Annotated in this window: 16 protein-coding genes; 10 read left to right on the plus strand and 6 right to left on the minus strand. The window is 52.5% G+C overall.

The annotated features are described in order from the left end of the window. From ABD937_RS19395 to ABD937_RS19420, 6 genes are all read right to left on the minus strand, one after another. The coding region (locus ABD937_RS19395; protein WP_345257543.1) for a hypothetical protein at window positions 1-234 on the minus strand (234 nt) is incomplete at its 3' end. Between the two features lie 222 nt (window positions 235-456). After that, window positions 457-666, minus strand: coding sequence for a heavy-metal-associated domain-containing protein (locus ABD937_RS19400; protein ID WP_345257544.1), 210 nt, complete (start codon window positions 664-666; stop codon window positions 457-459). Window positions 667-745: 79 nt separating this feature from the next. After that, window positions 746-3,166 carry a heavy metal translocating P-type ATPase gene (locus ABD937_RS19405; RefSeq protein WP_345257545.1) on the minus strand — a complete coding sequence of 807 codons (2,421 nt, stop codon included), beginning with the start codon at window positions 3,164-3,166 and terminating at the stop codon, window positions 746-748. A gap of 85 nt (window positions 3,167-3,251) precedes the next feature. Then, complete coding sequence (locus tag ABD937_RS19410; RefSeq protein ID WP_345257547.1) at window positions 3,252-3,815, minus strand: helix-turn-helix domain-containing protein; 564 nt, start codon at window positions 3,813-3,815, stop codon at window positions 3,252-3,254. Window positions 3,816-3,984: 169 nt separating this feature from the next. After that, window positions 3,985-4,935, minus strand: coding sequence for an SDH family Clp fold serine proteinase (locus ABD937_RS19415; protein WP_345257548.1), 951 nt, complete (start codon window positions 4,933-4,935; stop codon window positions 3,985-3,987). 14 nt (window positions 4,936-4,949) lie between these two features. Beyond that, entirely contained in the window at window positions 4,950-5,417 is a 468-nt protein-coding gene (locus ABD937_RS19420; protein WP_345257550.1) for a glycine-rich domain-containing protein, read from the minus strand. Window positions 5,418-5,589: 172 nt separating this feature from the next. On the opposite strand from ABD937_RS19420, the gene ABD937_RS19425 reads away from it, so the two are divergent. The 10 genes from ABD937_RS19425 to eboE all read left to right on the plus strand — a co-directional run bounded on the left by ABD937_RS19425 (window position 5,590) and on the right by eboE (window position 16,408). Beyond that, on the plus strand, window positions 5,590-6,159 hold the full coding sequence (locus tag ABD937_RS19425) for a DUF6934 family protein (RefSeq protein WP_345257551.1): 570 nt from the start codon (window positions 5,590-5,592) through the stop codon (window positions 6,157-6,159). Window positions 6,160-6,212: 53 nt separating this feature from the next. Continuing rightward, window positions 6,213-6,374, plus strand: a complete 162-nt coding sequence (locus tag ABD937_RS19430; RefSeq protein ID WP_165871596.1) for a hypothetical protein — start codon at window positions 6,213-6,215, stop codon at window positions 6,372-6,374. 209 nt (window positions 6,375-6,583) lie between these two features. Further along, the gene (locus ABD937_RS19435; RefSeq protein WP_345257552.1) at window positions 6,584-7,417 is read left to right on the plus strand and encodes an MbnP family protein; all 834 of its coding nucleotides are present in this window, start codon (window positions 6,584-6,586) and stop codon (window positions 7,415-7,417) included. An 8-nt stretch (window positions 7,418-7,425) separates the two neighbouring features. Next, window positions 7,426-8,436: a cytochrome-c peroxidase gene (locus ABD937_RS19440; RefSeq protein WP_345257553.1), complete on the plus strand. Its 1,011-nt coding sequence runs from the start codon at window positions 7,426-7,428 to the stop codon at window positions 8,434-8,436. Between the two features lie 135 nt (window positions 8,437-8,571). Beyond that, window positions 8,572-10,800 (plus strand): TonB-dependent receptor family protein, encoded by a 2,229-nt coding sequence (locus tag ABD937_RS19445; protein WP_345257554.1) that lies wholly within the window; start codon window positions 8,572-8,574, stop codon window positions 10,798-10,800. A 328-nt stretch (window positions 10,801-11,128) separates the two neighbouring features. Next, window positions 11,129-12,010 carry an EboA domain-containing protein gene (locus ABD937_RS19450; protein ID WP_345257556.1) on the plus strand — a complete coding sequence of 294 codons (882 nt, stop codon included), beginning with the start codon at window positions 11,129-11,131 and terminating at the stop codon, window positions 12,008-12,010. Window positions 12,011-12,059: 49 nt separating this feature from the next. Then, on the plus strand, window positions 12,060-13,064 hold the full coding sequence (locus ABD937_RS19455; RefSeq protein WP_345257557.1) for a TatD family hydrolase: 1,005 nt from the start codon (window positions 12,060-12,062) through the stop codon (window positions 13,062-13,064). Continuing rightward, on the plus strand, window positions 13,064-13,969 hold the full coding sequence (gene eboC, locus ABD937_RS19460; RefSeq protein WP_345257558.1) for a UbiA-like protein EboC: 906 nt from the start codon (window positions 13,064-13,066) through the stop codon (window positions 13,967-13,969). Before ABD937_RS19455 ends, eboC begins: the two co-directional genes overlap by 1 nt. Window positions 13,970-14,018: 49 nt before the next feature. Beyond that, a complete protein-coding gene (locus tag ABD937_RS19465; protein ID WP_345257560.1) occupies window positions 14,019-15,191 on the plus strand; it encodes a 3-dehydroquinate synthase in 1,173 nt (390 codons plus the stop codon). After that, entirely contained in the window at window positions 15,188-16,408 is a 1,221-nt protein-coding gene (eboE, locus tag ABD937_RS19470; RefSeq protein WP_345257562.1) for a metabolite traffic protein EboE, read from the plus strand. Before ABD937_RS19465 ends, eboE begins: the two co-directional genes overlap by 4 nt. Window positions 16,409-16,417 lie beyond the last annotated feature (9 nt).

Consider the following 16,417-nt stretch of genomic DNA (forward strand, 5'->3'; position numbering starts at 1 on the left):
CACGTTGTCGAGCACGATAAGAGCGTTTTTCTTGCCCGCGTAGATATTGGTGCCCACGATCTCGGGAAGCGCCTGATAGTCGGAGCGGCTGCCACGGCCCACCACGGTGATCTCCGACAGATATTTCGTTTTCGGTGTGATGGTATCACCCAGCAAGGTCTGGCTGGTCGTATCCTGCGCAGTAGCGCCGGTTGACGAAAGAAGTATTGCGATCGAGAAAAAACTCGTTTTCATTAACATTCCGTTTGTGGCCGCAAAGGTGAACAAAACTTAAACGGATGAGTTTCGATTTCAGGAACACCATTGTCGGATTAGGGAATTTCGAAGCTAGGGCCGCTATTCGCAGCAGCTTTTCTTGCGCAGCACCATAGTAGCAAGAAGCCACCTCAGCCATTTTGTAACCATCACAATTGCCTTCATTTTGCAAAAGTAAGGGCGGCAAGTGCCACCCTTTTGTTAACTCAATGCTTCCGCTTTAAACCCGGCTTTCTGTACCAGCGCGCAAACCTGATCAGCATTCAGGTCGTCGGTTTCGACCGTCAGCACCTTTTGCGGGTTTTGTGTGTCCACCTTCCAATTGGTAATCGCTTTCTCTCCGTTCAGGTGGGGGGTGACCGCAGCGACGCAGCCGCCGCAGTTGATGTTTGTCTTGAATTCGTGTTTCATCTGTTTCGTTTTTGCAAAGCTCCTGTATAGCTGGAGCCTTATTGTTATACAATTTTGTTTTTGAAGTATACTTTATTGGTTACAGGCGCGCCCATTTGAGTCGGAGGCTGTTGGCGACTACGCTCACACTACTTAAAGCCATTGCCGCACCAGCGATCATCGGGTTCAGCAGGAAGCCGTTGATAGGGTAAAGCAGACCGGCTGCAATCGGGATGCCGATCAGGTTGTAGATAAAGGCCCAAAACAAGTTCTGGCGGATTGTGCGCACGGTAAGCCTGGAGAGCCTCAGCGCTGTTGGAATGCGCTCTAGGTCAGAGCTGATCAGCGTCATTTTGGCCACATCCATCGCGATGTCACTACCCTTACCCATAGCAATGCTCACATCGGCCTGGGCGAGGGCGTGGCTGTCGTTAATGCCGTCACCAACCATGGCAACTGTCTTCCCCTTCTGTTGCAGCTCTTTAACGAAGGCCGCTTTGTCTTGCGGGAGGGCTTCCCCCTTGAAGTGCTCGACACCGACCTGGCGGGCTACAGCGGCAGCTGTTTGCTGGTTGTCGCCCGTAAACAGGTAGACATCGATACCCAGGCTTCTAAGGCGCTGTACAGCGGCGACTGAGGAGGGTTTGATCGTATCGGCAATGGCGATCACGGCCAAGACCTGACCTGCAGTCGCAAAATAGATGACGGTTCGTGCCTCGGCCCGCTGCCGGTCGCTCCAGGCGGTTGCGGCTTCTGGCAGGGTGATCCCGGACTCCTGCAGCAGCTTCGCAGTGCCTGCGTAGTAGACCTTGCCTTCGAACACTCCTCGAACACCAGCACCAGTGATCGACTCCAGCCGCTCGATTGCTACCGGCCGGGCCGTGTTCTGGAGGCTCTTCACAATAGCCTCAGCGAGCGGGTGCTCCGATGCGCTTTCCAGGCCAAATAAGACGTTTCTATGGCCTTGAGAGTCGTTGAGCCACAAAGTATCCACCACTTCCGGCTTACCGGCTGTAATGGTCCCTGTTTTGTCCAGAACGATGGCGTTTACTTTATGCGCGACCTCCAGTGCTTCTGCATCCTTGATCAGGATGCCCTGCTCGGCGCCCCGACCTACACCAACCATGATCGCCGTGGGGGTTGCCAAGCCAAGCGCGCAGGGGCAGGCGATCACAAGCACCGTCACCAGGGCAAGCAATCCTTGAGTGAGTCCGTTCTCTCCACCGAGGACCCACCATGCTATGAAGGCTGCTACGGCGATCAAAATCACCACCGGCACGAAGATCCCGGCGATGCGGTCGACCAGCTTTTGCACAGGTGCTTTTGACCCCTGCGCATCCTGTACGGCGCGGATGATCTGGGCCAGCAAGGTTTCGCCGCCTACTTTGTCGGCCTGGAACTGGAAACTCCCTTTCTGATTGATGGTACCGGCGAAAACCTTTTCTCCCGTTTTCTTAGCAACGGGGACTGGTTCGCCAGAGATCATACTTTCATCCACGTAGGACTCCCCAGTGATCACGGTACCGTCTACGGCTACCTTTTCACCTGGCTTGACCAGGAGGGTATCGCCTACCGCTACCTTCTCAATCGGCATTTCCATCATGTGACCGCCCTCATGAACTACCGTAACTGTTTTCGGTTGAAGGCCCATGAGCTTTTTGATGGCTGAGGAGGTGGATGCTTTAGCTCCTTCCTCCAGGAGCTTCCCCAGCAGAATGAATGTTACGACGACGGCCGCCGCTTCGAAATAAACGTGCGCGTGCAGGCCGCGGCTGTGCCAGAAAGCTGGATTTAAGGTGTTGAAGACGCTAAAAGCGTAGGCGATGCCGGTGCTGAGAGCTACCAGCGTGTCCATATTCGCCGAACGGTGCCTGGCCTGCTTCCAGGCATTGATGAAGAATTGCCGTCCGAAGAGGAGCACCACCGGGGTTGCCAGCGCCCACATGATGTAATTCGCGTGGGGCATGTTCATGAAGAACATCCCGATGATCACCAGCGGTACCGAAAGCAGAACCGACCAGATCGTACGCTGACGCAGGGAACGGAGCTTTTCGCGGTGCAGATCCTCCAGGGCCTCTTTAGCTTCCTTTGAGTCTTCAATCATCAGGTCGAAACCGATGGACTGCACGCTGGCCTTTAGCGCTTCTGGAGTAACTACCGTAGGAACATATTCCACCTTCACGGAGGAGTTGGCAAAGTTTACCGCAGCATCCACCACACCGACCTGGGCTTTGATCATCGACTCGGTGCTGCCAGCGCAGGAAGCGCAGCTCATTCCCGTTACCGGAAAGGTTTGGCGGATCGTTTCGACGTCGTAGCCGAGGCCACGTATGGTCGTGACCGCTTTGGCCACAGCTTCCTCATCATCCGCTTTGAAAATAGCTTTGTGATTGTTGAGTTCCACATGGTGTTCCCGGATGCCAGGGACAGTGGCAAGGCCCTTGTCGACGATCAGCGCGCAGTGCTCGCTCTCTACGCCAGCCAGGGGGAGTTCGATTGTATGATCAGTGTTTGTTGCCATAACGATGGATTTGATCACACAAAGGTGGCACCAACAAAGGCCCCTGCTGTTACATCCTCATGGCTAACTTGTATACTTAATTGGTTCAAACGACATCATCCAAAGAACGTCGCAACGAGGTGCCCCGATCTTTGAACTGGCTGGGCGTCATGCCGGTGACCTTCTTAAACTGGCTGGAAAGGTGCTGGGTGCTACTGTAGCCGAGTCGCCAAGCGATCTCACTTAGGGTGTGCTCACCGTAGATCAGCCACTCCTTGGCCTTCTCAATTTTCTGAAGGATAAAGTATTGCTCCAGCGTCACGCCCTCCACTTCGGAGAAAAGTCGGCTCAGGTTGGAGTAATCTTTATGAACGGCAGCAGTGAGGTACTTCGACATGCTGAAATGTTCCTCGATGCTTCCTGATTGAACCTTTTCCAGGAGCAGTGTCTTTAGGCGGTCGATAAGCTGCTTCTTCTGGTCGTCCAGTAACTCGAAGCCCACCTGCGCCAGCGCTTCAGAAAACCGCTGCAGGGTTTCTGGTTGGGGAGCAATGGCCAGATCGACCTCACCAAGCCTGACGGCACTGGCCTGCATCCCATGCTGGGACAAGAGCTGCTCTACGGACATAATGCAGCGCGGACAAACCATATTTTTGATCATCAACTTCATGGATAGACTCTAACCAATACAAAAGTAGTGACACTGCAGTGTCTGGACAATTGGTCACACCAGAAATGGAAAGGCAGCTCTTGACTGTACGAGAAAAATTATCAAAAGAGCCTATTTGATCTCAGGCTATTTTGTTCAAATCTCACTTCATCTAGCTAAATATCCATTCTTAGGACGATAACCCGACGACTTTCAACCCGCTTGAAACATTGCCGACGTAAGTAAAATGCCGGTCGTGTCTTTTTAAAATTTGTAAGGTCATCCGATCAAATAAATCGTAGACTTCACTTCCGAACTGATATTCAGATGTATGTTTTCTGACAATAGTACTTCCGAGTAACTTTGTTGCTTCATCGATATCTATGACAAAGTCGTGGTCCTTATAATGATAGACCAATTTTCCTGCAACACTCTGCACCGTTTCTTCAGCAGCAACTTCTTTGGTACCAAGTAACCTCTCAGCATATTGAACGGCTGATTCGGAAACGCGTTCAAAGTACCCAAGTTGGTTCGGCTCTAATTTGTTGGTCAAATACTGAGCGAACATTGAGGCGGATCCCGGATGTTGGCATACTAATTTGGCAATATATTCTAAGGAATGGCCGACCCCCAATGCAGGCCAGCTCTCTGTTTCTCCTAGAAGTTTAATTTGAGGATCAATCGGCCCTAACTCACTTAGCATTCCCATATGAATCTCATCTGCACCAAGAGAAAGAAGTGTGGCTGCAGACTTAGCTTTACGGGGAACTGTAACGCAGAATTTCTGTTTTGTTTTCTTTTTGCAGGTCTGACTGATTAGATAAGCCGGCTCAATAGAACCACCAATACTATGCAGCACCAACAAAAGATCCTTTTCTTCGGAGAATTGATTTAAAGCTTGGTATATAGTGTTTGCTTCCCATGATGAAATCAGGGTAAACTCGTCAAATAGGAATAAGACATTGTAATTTGGGACAAAACGTTGCGTTAGCTGAAGCAGGTGTTTTTCTACTTCTCTTTGCATCCCCTCCTGATCCAAGTCTTCACATAATGCTTCAATATGGTCATGCTTTGCCAAATTATAAGCGAAAGCCCCTTTTTCAGGGGCACTTTCGCTTAACTGAGAATGGGTTTGACTCATCTATATTGTCTTTATTAACGACACTTCATCGGCTTACATGCCGTGCGGCATTTAGGCGCCTTGCACTTCGGAGCTTCGCCCACATAGTCGATTCCAAAATGTTTCCTATAAAGCACTTTTGTTTCCTCAAACGCAGTATTTAAATTTTCGGCGTCTTGCTCCCCGTTCATGCCAAAATATGGATAGTGATGAAGAAAATATCCGAAAATCGACTCGCAATCGTCGGCATATTTAGCTGTGTCCAGGATATGTTGATGCCAGAACATATCAATGGCTTTATTAGGAACCACTTCCAAATTCGGGTACGTCCGTTTTAGGGAAAGGAAGCGTTTATATTCTATTTCCGCATCTTCACACTGTTTTTTTGTCCAGCCTTGTCCCTCTTCCTTGTCCTGCAATTTCATTTTGATCATTGAAAAATCCAATTGATCAATATCGTTCATAAATAATACCTCTGGTTGGTATGCTACTAACAGTTCCATGATTATTCTTTTAAATTATTTTGTTTATCAATTTCCATGCATAACACCGCCGAGATAGGTTGTCACACATAGCGCTTCGTTACTAAGATAAATAGAAAATGGGGACTGCCGAGCTTCATTGCTAATGTGAAAAATAATTTCAGAGATTTAATATATTAGCACAAACCACTTCATGGCTCTAAATGTCCGAATTGACTTTGATCGTGAATTTAATTTTACTGAGATATCCGAAGATTTTCGCAACGGGGTTTTCCCTACTGAGTTAATTGACGGGCATTCCGTGCCACTGAAAGTCGAAATACATAACGAGGAGATGGAATTTCTTCCTAACGTTTACAATCTGGCGTTCGGACCGATGGATGCAAGAGGTGGCATTGATGATAAAGTCCAGCTTACACATAAAGATTATTCAGCCGTATTCTCAACAATAATGTTTGAAGCATTGGGCTACCTCCGTAAGAACCCCGACCACTTTTTGGGAGTCGACGGATCGAATAATGAAAGGGCAGCCTTATACCACTTCCTTTTGAAAGTCAACTACGACTACCTAGATCAATTCTTCGAATTTTTTGGCATCAAGTATTATGTCAGAATCACCCGCTTTGGCAAGACGCAATATGAAAATCCATTTGATTTTCAAGACATTATGCCTGTTCCAATTCGCATCAACAAGAATGACCCACGGCCCAGGCCTATGTTTAACTATTTCGTTTTTGGGCTTAAAAAGGAACAGCAGGCCTGAATTTTGTATATTTTACTAATAATAATTATTAGAAATAGTAATAACTTTATCCTGTGGAAAAGAAACTTCAACAAAAGTTAGAGGCCCTGCAGAAACAAGCTCAGGGAAATGGCAAGGTTACTCATTCAACCCGTCGTAACCGCTCTTCTTTGTCTCAAATCATCAAGACAAAAGAGCAAGCCGACCGATTCATGAAATTGCTCAAGTCTGCTTAATTATAATAACTTTTATTCGAAGCCTGCTTAATGCAGGCTTTTTGTTTTTCACCAATCGCCAGACTTCGATCTCTATCGTTCTTGCCGGCGGCATAAATGAAAATATTGGCATGATTGGCTAAATTTACAATAGAGCCCTGCAATTTGGAGTTGCTTAAAATAGATTTCAGTATATGTAACCCGCTCGCCCACCTATCATTCGTCCCACAATGGTAACACGTAAACACCTAACGCTACTGCTCGCGGCATTCATAAGCACCATCGGTGTTTCGTGCGAGAAAAGCGCAGAAGCGCCCGCCACTCCTGGCACGCCGGCCGAATCTGACCTGGTGCCGCTTACCATAGAATTCGACAACATCATCGGGGGGCAAAACCTCTTTTTAAACGCCGTAACCTATACAAATGGCACCGGTGAGGCCTTTACGGTTTCGCGCTTCCAGTACTTCATCTCCAACATCAGCCTGGTAAAGACCGACGGCACCCGCTACACCGTACCCCAGGATAGCAGCTATTTCCTCATTCGGGAACATATACCCGACTCGCGGTACTGCCGGTTGCGCGTACCGGCAGGCGAATACCGGGAGCTTCGCTTCACTGTTGGCGTGGACAGCCTCAGGAGCACTATGGACATTTCGCGCCGTACCGGCGTGCTCGACCCTGCCGGAAGCATGGACGATGGTATGTACTGGGGATGGAACAGCGGATACATTTTCATGAAGCTGGAGGGACTGTCTCCCACAGCACCGGTTGACCCAAGCGGGCAAAATAAGTTCCGATACCACGTCGGCGGCTTTGGCGGTTACTCGGCACCCACTATCAATAATATCAAACCCATCACTTTTGACTTGAGTGTGGCCGGGAACGCCCGTCCCCGCTCCGGGCGAAATGTCAACATCCACTTCGTGGTGGATGCCATGAAGGTCTTTGACGGCCCGACCCCGGTAAGCATTGCAGCCAATCCCAGCGTCATGTTCAGTGATTTCAGCCAGACGGTGGCCAACAATTATGTTCAGGCGTTCCGGCACGATCATACCGAAAACTAAATCCGCCCATGCAACGGCGCTATATCCTTTTTTGCACAGCTTTTATGCTACTCCTCTCCTGCTCAAAGGAGGTGTTGGAGGCATTTGGCGGCTTCCGGAATCCGGCGCATTTTCCGGAACCGGCTTACCGTTTTGAAAATAACGGCGTCACCCAGGCAGGCTTCGAGCTCGGACGAAAGCTATTTTATGAGCCGCGCCTTTCTCGGAACAACAGCATTTCCTGCGGTAGTTGCCATATCCAATCCGCTGCATTTACCCAACACGGTCATGACGTAAGCCACGGAATCGACGATCGCCTCGGCCGCCGCAATTCACAGGCAATTATGAACCTCGCCTGGTCGCCGACCTTTATGTGGGACGGGGGCATCTTCGATCTCGACTTCCAGCCGATAGCACCGATCACGAACCATGTGGAAATGGACGAATCCATAGATAACATATTGGTGAAGCTCCGGTCACATCCCGATTATCCTGCACTTTTTAAAAAGGCATTTGGCTCCGATGAAATTAGCACGGCCCGGACGATGAAGGCGCTGTCTCAGTTCATGGTCATGTGTGTCAGTGCCGATGCTCGGTACGATAGCGTTGTGCGGGGGCTATCCGCTTTCTCTCCCATTGAGGAGGCCGGGTATGCGATCTTCAAGCAGAAATGCGCTTCATGCCACAAAGAGCCGCTATTTACGGACCATAGCTTCCGGAATAACGGCCTGGCGATTGGCCTTAACGGAGATGAAGGACGTGCCGAAGTCACCTTGAATCCATCAGACCGGTTCCGGTTTAAAGTTCCCAGCCTCCGAAACGTTGAATTCACAGCCCCTTACATGCATGACGGCCGCTTTGTGACCTTAGACGCCGTCCTCAACCACTATGCAGGTGGTGTTCAACAAACACCCAATGTCGACAGCCTGGTTAGAAATGGAATTGCCCTGACACCAGAAGAAAAGACGAACCTGCTTGCATTCCTGCGCACGTTGAGCGACCGGAAGTTCTTAGCGAACCAATCGTTGTCGGAGCAATAAGGTGGGCTTCGCGCAAAGCAAGCTTCGGAGTCAGACGTCTGGCTAGGATTTTCCTTTATCGAAATACTTTTTCCCGAATTCGAAATAGACGACCTGAAAGCTCGTCGACATTTGCGGGCTTAAACGAACCGCTTAATGAAGACGACCCTTGTTGCTACCGGCATTCTGTTAGGCCTTGGCGCCTTTGGCCAGAATACTCCCGATAAATCCTTTGCCGACGATAGTACGGCGCCGAAAACCCGGTACCTCTCCGAGATCACAGTGGTAGGCCGCGGCAGCCGATCCGACTACCAGGCCCTTCCTGAGGTCGTAGGTACCAATATTTATGCAGGCAAGAAAAGCGCCCTGATCGTTCTCGACAACGTTCAGGGCAATGTGGTCACCAACACCATGCGCCAAGTCCTTGCGAAGGTGCCGGGCATCCACGTATGGGAAAGCGACCCCTCAGGTATCCAGATCGGTATCGCCGCCCGCGGGCTGAGTCCCAATCGCAGCTGGGAGTTCAACGTACGCCAGAACGGCTACGACATTGCCGCCGACCCCTTCGGCTACCCCGAAGCCTATTACAACCCGCAACTCCAGGCGGTGCAGCGCATCGAAGTCGTTCGCGGCCAGGGCGCGCTGCAATACGGTCCGCAGTTTGGCGGCATGGTCAACTACATACTCCGCAACGGCTCCGAGATCAGCAAGCCTTTTGAATTCGAAACGCAGCAGACCGTCGGGTCCAACCGCCTTTTCAACTCCTATAACGCGATCGGTGGCAATACAGCCAAAGTGAATTACTACGCTTTCTTCGACCACCGCAACGGGGATGGATGGCGTCAGAACAGCCGCTACTATACCAACGCAGGCTTCGGCACCGTTACCTACCGTTTCACGCCTAAGTTTTCGCTTTCGGCCGAACTGATGCGCTCCAACATCCGCAGCCAGCAGCCGGGCGGCCTCACCGACCTGCAGTTTGAGCAGAACGCACAGCAAAGTCTCCGCAGCCGCAACTGGTTCGACGTTACCTGGACGATGCCCGCGCTCACAGCCAACTGGCAGATCAATCCGGGCACCCGCTGGACCACCAAGGTTTCGGCCACCATCGGCGACCGCAATTCGGTAGGCTTCACCCGTGCCATCAATATTGCCGATACGATCAACAAGAGCACGATGCAGTATAATAATCGCGTGCTCAATGGCGACTTTTACCGCAACTACGTGCTCGAGAGCCGCATCATCACCGATTATAAACTCGCGGGCCGCAATCATACCTTCTCGGGTGGCATCCGTGCCTACACGGGCAATACCCACCGCCTCGCCGAAGGCCGCGGCACCACGGGCACCGACTACGACATGTCGCTTGCCCCGGGTGGCCGCTACGACCGCGACATCAACTTCGGATCGCAGAATCTGGCCGCCTACGTCGAAAACGTCTTTCGCATCTCCGATCGCATCCTCCTTATTCCCGGTCTGCGCTATGAGTGGCTCCGCGGCAACGCTTCGGGCCGCATCGGTTACAAGACCAACGGGCAGGACAGCCTGCTTCAGGATGTAACGCGCAGCCGCTCCTTCCTGCTCGCGGGCATCGGCGCCGAATTTCATGTAACGAAGACCACCGAAGTTTATGCTTCATTCGCCCAGGCCTACCGCCCCATCCAGTTTGCCAACCTGCAGGCGCCGGCCGCTACCACCGATATCATTGACCAGGATCTGAAGGATTCGAAGGGCTATAATATCGACCTCGGCTACCGCGGCAAGCTGAAGAGCTACCTGCAGTTTGACGTCAGCGGCTTCCTGCTGCAGTACGACAATCGCGTGGGCACCCGCACCTTCGCCGCAACGGGCAGCACGCCGGCCTACCGCCTCGTCACCAACCTCGGCTCGAGCACGAGCAAGGGCTTCGAAGGTTTTGTAGAGTTCAACCCGGTGCGCGCCTTCCGCCGCAATAGCAACTGGGGCCTGATCGTGTTCGGCTCCTACAGCTACCTTGATGCACGCTACAGCAGCTCGTTCAAAGACAGCATCATTGCCGGCAAGCGCGTAGAGAACGCCCCGCAGGATATCTTCCGCGGTGGCATCAGCGCCGGCTACAAAGGCTTCCTGCTCACCGGCCAGATCAGCCACACGGGTCTGACCTTCTCTGACGCTACCAACACCACTGCTATTGCCGCCAACGGCCAAAGCGGTCCCATTCCCGCATATACCATCACCGACCTGTCGGCGTCCTTCAAGGCCACACGAAGCCTGACGCTGAAGGCGGGTATCAACAACCTGTTCGACAAGCGCTACTTCACGCGCCGCGCGGGCGGTTATCCCGGCCCCGGTGTACTTCCCGGCGACGGCCGCACGGCTTTTGTATCTGTTGGAGCGCGCTTCTAGCAGATTTCTAATAAATGAAAAAGGACCTTTGGAGGGTCCTTTTTCATTTCGTACCAATAGCAGGCCATGCTCCTTGAAATTATTGGCGCCACTCATAAACTGTATGCCCAGTTCGCCAACCTTCCAGTGCTGATTTGATGTCTTCCGGTAAATGCCTGCTGCAACGAAAATCTTGCTCAGAGCCAACGGATCGGTATTCGTGGCCGGTAGAATAGTTCGGCCCAGGTGAGCCGATGATCCGCCCTGGCTCGTATCACTCCGGTAAAACCAATGAAACAGCTACAGCCGGGTATAATTATTGATACAAACTCGCAACGAATACGCAAACATGCACATCTTTTCTGCTGCCGATTTACTTGGTACGTGCGGCACCATTATCCAAAGAAATATAACGCCGGCTGCCTGGTTTTGGTTAATCCAAAGCGCGGCTTCGGCATCGGGAAATGCCCTCAGCCGCACCTTCGCCCTTATCCCTCAAAAAACAGGGAAGGCAGACGTGCAGATAAGAGAAAGGGAGCAAAAAATAATGGGGAACATACGCCCCGGGGTTTCGGTGAACGGCTGGACGATAGACCGGCTTTGCCGCGTATGGCTTTTCCTGCAACTGGATGCTTGCGCTGAAGACGCGTACGTCGAAAAAATAGAAAGCTTGTTTTCCGGGGCTGAAATGTCCGAGCAGGTTGCCTTATATTCAGCCCTACCCGTGCTTGCTTACCCCCAGCGATGGCGGATGCGTTGTGCGGAAGGGATCCGGAGCAATATCGGCGACGTGTTGCAGGCCATTATGTGCAACAACCCTTACCCCTCGGAGAACCTGGAGGAAGCTGCCTGGAACCAAATGGTGCTGAAAGCCTTTTTTACCGAGAAGCCCGTGGAGCAGATCATCGGCCTCGACGAACGAGCGAACCGGGAACTGGCTAAGATCCTGTCGGATTATGCCCACGAGCGCTGGGCCGCACATCGCCCGGTGAACCCGCTGCTGTGGCGCTGCGTCGGTCCTTTCATCGACGAAAAGATCTTTCCGGACATCGAAAAGATTGCCCGCTCAGAGCAACCGCTCGAAAGGGAAGCGGCCCTGCTGGCGTGCAGCCGCAGCAACTATGCACCTGCACAGGCGTTGCTGCAGCATGGTGCCTTTGCACTCTCCGCAGAAGAAGAAAAAGAACGATGGAACGGCATCAGCAAAAAAGCAAAAGCTGCCGCCCTTTGATCCATATACCCCGAAACCTAAACCTCATTTACACCAAAATATTGAACGCATGTGTTGCAGCCACGATGATTTCGACAAGAGGAGCCTGACGGAAAAAGACCTTCACCCTCCATCCGGCAAGCCTTTTTCGCTCGATAGTGTCAAGGGCATGCAGTTTTTCGACCCGCATGTACACATGACCTCCCGCACTACCGACGACTATCAGGCGATGGCCGACGCGGGCGTGGTGGCCATCATTGAACCTGCGTTCTGGGTCGGGCAGCCACGCACCGGTGTTGCTTCCTTCCAGGATTACTACAGCAGCCTGATCGGCTGGGAGCGTTTCCGCGCTTCGCAGTTCGGCATCAAGCATTACTGCACCATCGGGCTAAATTCAAGAGAAGCCAATAACGAGGCGCTCGCGGAACAGGTAATGGAGATCCTTCCGCACTTCATCTACAAGGAAGGCGTAGTCGGTATCGGCGAGATCGGCTTTGACGATCAGACTGCTGCCGAGGAAAAATACTACCGCCTGCAACTGGAGCTGGCGAAAGAAGCAGGCTTGCCCGTGCAGATACATACCCCGCACCGTGACAAAAAGCACGGCACCACCCGCAGTATGGACATTGCCCTTGAGCATGGACTGGACCCTGCTACCGTGATCGTAGACCACAATAACGAGGAGACCGTAAAAGAGGTGCTCGACCGCGGCTTCTGGGTCGCCTTCACGATCTATCCCTTCACTAAAATGGGCAATGAACGCATGGTGGAGATCGTAAAGCAATATGGCCCTGAGCGCATCATGGTCAATTCTGCTGCCGACTGGGGCATCTCCGATCCGCTGGCGGTTCCGAAAACGGCTGCCCTCATGAAGGAGCAGGGTATCAGCGAGGAGGCCATCCGCCTGGTGACCTACCAGAACGCCATTACCGCCTTCAGCCACAGCGGGCAGATCTACGAAGCGGATTTTTCAGCCATCAAAGACATTGACCAGAGCCGCAAGTTTGAAGGCAACAGCATTCTTCGGGGCGGACAACAACCAAGGATCGACAAGAACTCATTGATCATACGCTGATGTCACCGAGACAAGTGAAGGGATATTTTCGCCTGATGCGCCCGGCCAATATTGTAACGGCGATCTCCGATATACTGGCAGGCGTGGCTATTGCCGGCTATTTCGGCAAGTTGCAGCCCGGCGGGCTGCAGCTTGCCCCGGTGCTCTTGCTCGCCCTCGCTACCATCGGGCTGTACGGCGGCGGCGTAGTATTCAATGACGTCTTCGATGCAGACCTGGACAAAATGGAACGGCCTGAGCGTCCTATTCCAAGCGGACTAATTGCAAGAACGAACGCTGCTATTTTGGGAGGCCTGTTGCTGCTCATGGGAATTGTAGCTGCTTACTTCGTCCACCGGAGCTTCACGCCCTCAGCCGCTATTGCCGTTGCTATTGCCATTGCGGCGCTGCTGTATGACAAGTGGGGAAAGCATCATTATTTTTTGGGGCCGCTGAATATGGGATTGTGCCGAGGCTTGAACATATGCCTGGGTATGAGCATACTGCCTGCTGCGTTGGGCACTCATTGGGTCATCGGCATTATACCGGTTCTCTACATTGCTGCGATCACCATGATCAGTCGTGGCGAAGTGCATGGGGGGCGCCGCAGCATTCTCAGGACGGCGGGTATTTTCTATGCGCTGGTCATCGGCAGTATCTTATGGATCGCCTACCGGAACGGAACCTTCCTATTTGCCTTGTTGTTCCTGGCTGTTTTTGCAGCGATGATCTTCTGGCCGTTGCAAAAAGCAGTGCGTAACCCTGTCGGGCCTTCTATCGGGAAAGCGGTGAAGGCGGGCGTGCTGGCACTGATCCTGATGAATGCAGCCTGGGCGGCAGCCTTTGGCACCCTCTCGGTTGCGTTAATGATCCTGCTGTTGCTGCCCCTTTCGCTCTGGCTCGCAAAAGCATTTGCCGTAACCTAATGGTTGGAAAGTAACCGAATCATAACCGTAAAAACACCAATGTCCTGCTATGGATTTCTTACAACAATCATTTACCGTCCGCTTCCAGTATAGGGTATTTTTTACCAGTCATCTCTTTGACACTTCCAATCTGCTGCTGAGGGATTTTTTGCAGGAGCAGGCACAGGATGGTGCCATCAAGAAATTACTTTTTGTGATCGATGAGGAGGTGGCCAGCCATCATCCGCAACTGGAACAGCAGATCGAAGAGTATTGCAGCGCGATGCCTGCTTACGCACTTGCTGCCATTGTCCCGGTAACCGGGGGCGAAGAGGTGAAGAACAGTGACGCGGATTTTCAGACGCTGCTGGATGCCATCAACAAGTGTGGCATCGACCGGCACTCCTATGTAGTGGCTATTGGCGGTGGCTCCGTGCTGGATATGGCGGGATACGCAAGTGCCGTTGCGCACCGGGGCGTTCGCCACATCCGTATTCCTACGACCGTGCTCTCACAAAACGACAGCGGTGTCGGCGTCAAGAACAGCATGAACTATTTCGGGAAAAAGAATTTCCTGGGCACGTTCGCGCCGCCCGTGGCTGTATTCAACGATACTCATTTCCTGACCACTTTGAGTGAGCGCGACTGGCGTTCGGGAATTTCCGAAGCGGTGAAAGTGGCGCTGATCAAGGACGCGGCCTTCTTTCGCTGGCTCGAGGAAAATGCTGCGGCCATGATGGCCCGGGATATGGACGCCATGCACTACCACATCAAACGCTGCGCGGAATTGCATCTGCAGCACATTGCCTCAGGCGACCCGTTTGAGATGGGCTCCGCCCGCCCGCTGGATTTCGGCCACTGGAGCGCGCACAAGCTCGAGCAGCTTACGGATTTCTCCGTACGGCATGGCGAAGCCGTGGCGCTGGGCATCGCGCTGGACAGCACCTATTCCTACCTGTCGGGGAAATTAGATGAACCATCGCTGCGCCGCATCCTTTCTCTTCTGGAAGCTCTGGGCTTTGAGCTGATGCACCCGTTGCTCGAAGTAGCCGATGCGCAGAACGCCTTGCTTCAGGGGCTCACCGAGTTCCGCGAGCACCTTGGCGGCAGGCTAACCGTAACCCTGCTAAAAGAGATCGGCGTGGGAGACGAAGTGCACCAGATGGAGCCACGCATGATCATCAGGGCAAGCAGGTGGCTGCAGGAATACTGCCTGAAAGAACAAAAGAAGGATACACGATGAAAACGGCGCAAGGACACCTTACGTACTGCACCAACATACACGCCGGCGAAAGCTGGGGCGATCATTTCGCCGCCTTGAAGCAACATCTCCCGGAAATAAAAAAGGCGGTTTGCCCGGACAAGTCCTTTGGTGTGGGCTTACGCTTATCGAATGTGGCCAGCATCGAGCTGGAAAAAGAAGAAAAGCTGGAAGAATTCCAGGGATGGCTTCAGGTGCACGACTGCTACGTCTTTACGATGAATGGCTTTCCCTACGGCGGCTTTCACCATGAAGTGGTGAAAGATGGGGTGCATGCGCCTGATTGGACAACCGGCGACAGGGTTGTCTATACGATTCGCCTCGCCAGGATTCTGGCAGCCCTGTTGCCACAGGGCATGGAGGGCGGCATTTCAACCTCTCCGCTCAGCTACCGGCATTGGCACCCAACGGACGCTGAAAAGCAGCTCGCCTTTGAGCGGGCCACCGACAACCTCTTGGAGGTAGTAAAAAGCCTCGTACAACTAAAAGAACAGACCGGCAAAGTCATTCATATTGATCTCGAGCCGGAGCCGGACGGCCTGCTGGAATGCGGAGCAGAGTTTTTAGAATGGTACTGGCAATACCTCTTGCCCCGGGGGGGCTGTTTCCTGATGGAGCAGTTTCGTTGCAGCAAGACAGAAGCTGAAAGGATGCTCAGGGAGCATGTGCAGCTTTGCTATGATATCTGCCATTTCGCCATAGAGTATGAGAACCACGAGGCCATCGTGCAACAGTTGCAGCAACAAGGAATCCGCATTGGTAAGATCCAGATCAGTGCGGCACTGAAGGCTGCCCTGAACGGAGATGCGCAGGAAAGAGCGGCGGTGATCGATGCCTTCCGGCAGTTCAATGAGCCGGTGTACCTGCACCAGTTAGTGGCCCGGACAAAGGACGGTGCCTTGAAACGCTATGCCGACCTGCCGGATGCATTGAAAGAAGCCGGGGATAGCTCTGTCTGCGAATGGCGGGCCCACTATCATGTACCACTGTTTGTAGAAGGTTTTGGCGTGCTGAAGGCAACGCGAGCCGATATCGAGGAAGTGCTCGGACTACAACAGAGGAAACCGTTCACCGCCCATTTGGAAATCGAGACCTATACCTGGGAAGTGCTGCCGGAGGAACTCAAGCTGCCACTCCAGCAATCCATTTCCCGGGAGCTCGATTGGGTCCTGCAAACACTTAACAGAAGTAATCACTAAGTACGATAC

Source organism: Flaviaestuariibacter amylovorans, from assembly GCF_039541815.1.
In the GTDB taxonomy this organism is placed as follows: domain Bacteria; phylum Bacteroidota; class Bacteroidia; order Chitinophagales; family Chitinophagaceae; genus Flavisolibacter; species Flavisolibacter amylovorans.

Excerpts from the sequence above, each read along its gene's own strand:
- ABD937_RS19400 (WP_345257544.1), bottom strand. The coding sequence starts at position 666 with ATGAAACACGAATTCAAGACAAACATCAACTGCGGCGGCTGCGTCGCT.
- ABD937_RS19405 (WP_345257545.1), bottom strand. The coding sequence starts at position 3,166 with ATGGCAACAAACACTGATCATACAATCGAACTCCCCCTGGCTGGCGTA.
- ABD937_RS19410 (WP_345257547.1), bottom strand. The coding sequence starts at position 3,815 with ATGAAGTTGATGATCAAAAATATGGTTTGTCCGCGCTGCATTATGTCC.
- ABD937_RS19415 (WP_345257548.1), bottom strand. The coding sequence starts at position 4,935 with ATGAGTCAAACCCATTCTCAGTTAAGCGAAAGTGCCCCTGAAAAAGGG.
- ABD937_RS19420 (WP_345257550.1), bottom strand. The coding sequence starts at position 5,417 with ATGGAACTGTTAGTAGCATACCAACCAGAGGTATTATTTATGAACGAT.
- ABD937_RS19425 (WP_345257551.1), top strand. The coding sequence starts at position 5,590 with ATGGCTCTAAATGTCCGAATTGACTTTGATCGTGAATTTAATTTTACT.
- ABD937_RS19435 (WP_345257552.1), top strand. The coding sequence starts at position 6,584 with ATGGTAACACGTAAACACCTAACGCTACTGCTCGCGGCATTCATAAGC.
- ABD937_RS19440 (WP_345257553.1), top strand. The coding sequence starts at position 7,426 with ATGCAACGGCGCTATATCCTTTTTTGCACAGCTTTTATGCTACTCCTC.
- ABD937_RS19445 (WP_345257554.1), top strand. The coding sequence starts at position 8,572 with ATGAAGACGACCCTTGTTGCTACCGGCATTCTGTTAGGCCTTGGCGCC.
- ABD937_RS19450 (WP_345257556.1), top strand. The coding sequence starts at position 11,129 with ATGCACATCTTTTCTGCTGCCGATTTACTTGGTACGTGCGGCACCATT.
- ABD937_RS19455 (WP_345257557.1), top strand. The coding sequence starts at position 12,060 with ATGTGTTGCAGCCACGATGATTTCGACAAGAGGAGCCTGACGGAAAAA.
- eboC (WP_345257558.1), top strand. The coding sequence starts at position 13,064 with ATGTCACCGAGACAAGTGAAGGGATATTTTCGCCTGATGCGCCCGGCC.
- ABD937_RS19465 (WP_345257560.1), top strand. The coding sequence starts at position 14,019 with ATGGATTTCTTACAACAATCATTTACCGTCCGCTTCCAGTATAGGGTA.
- eboE (WP_345257562.1), top strand. The coding sequence starts at position 15,188 with ATGAAAACGGCGCAAGGACACCTTACGTACTGCACCAACATACACGCC.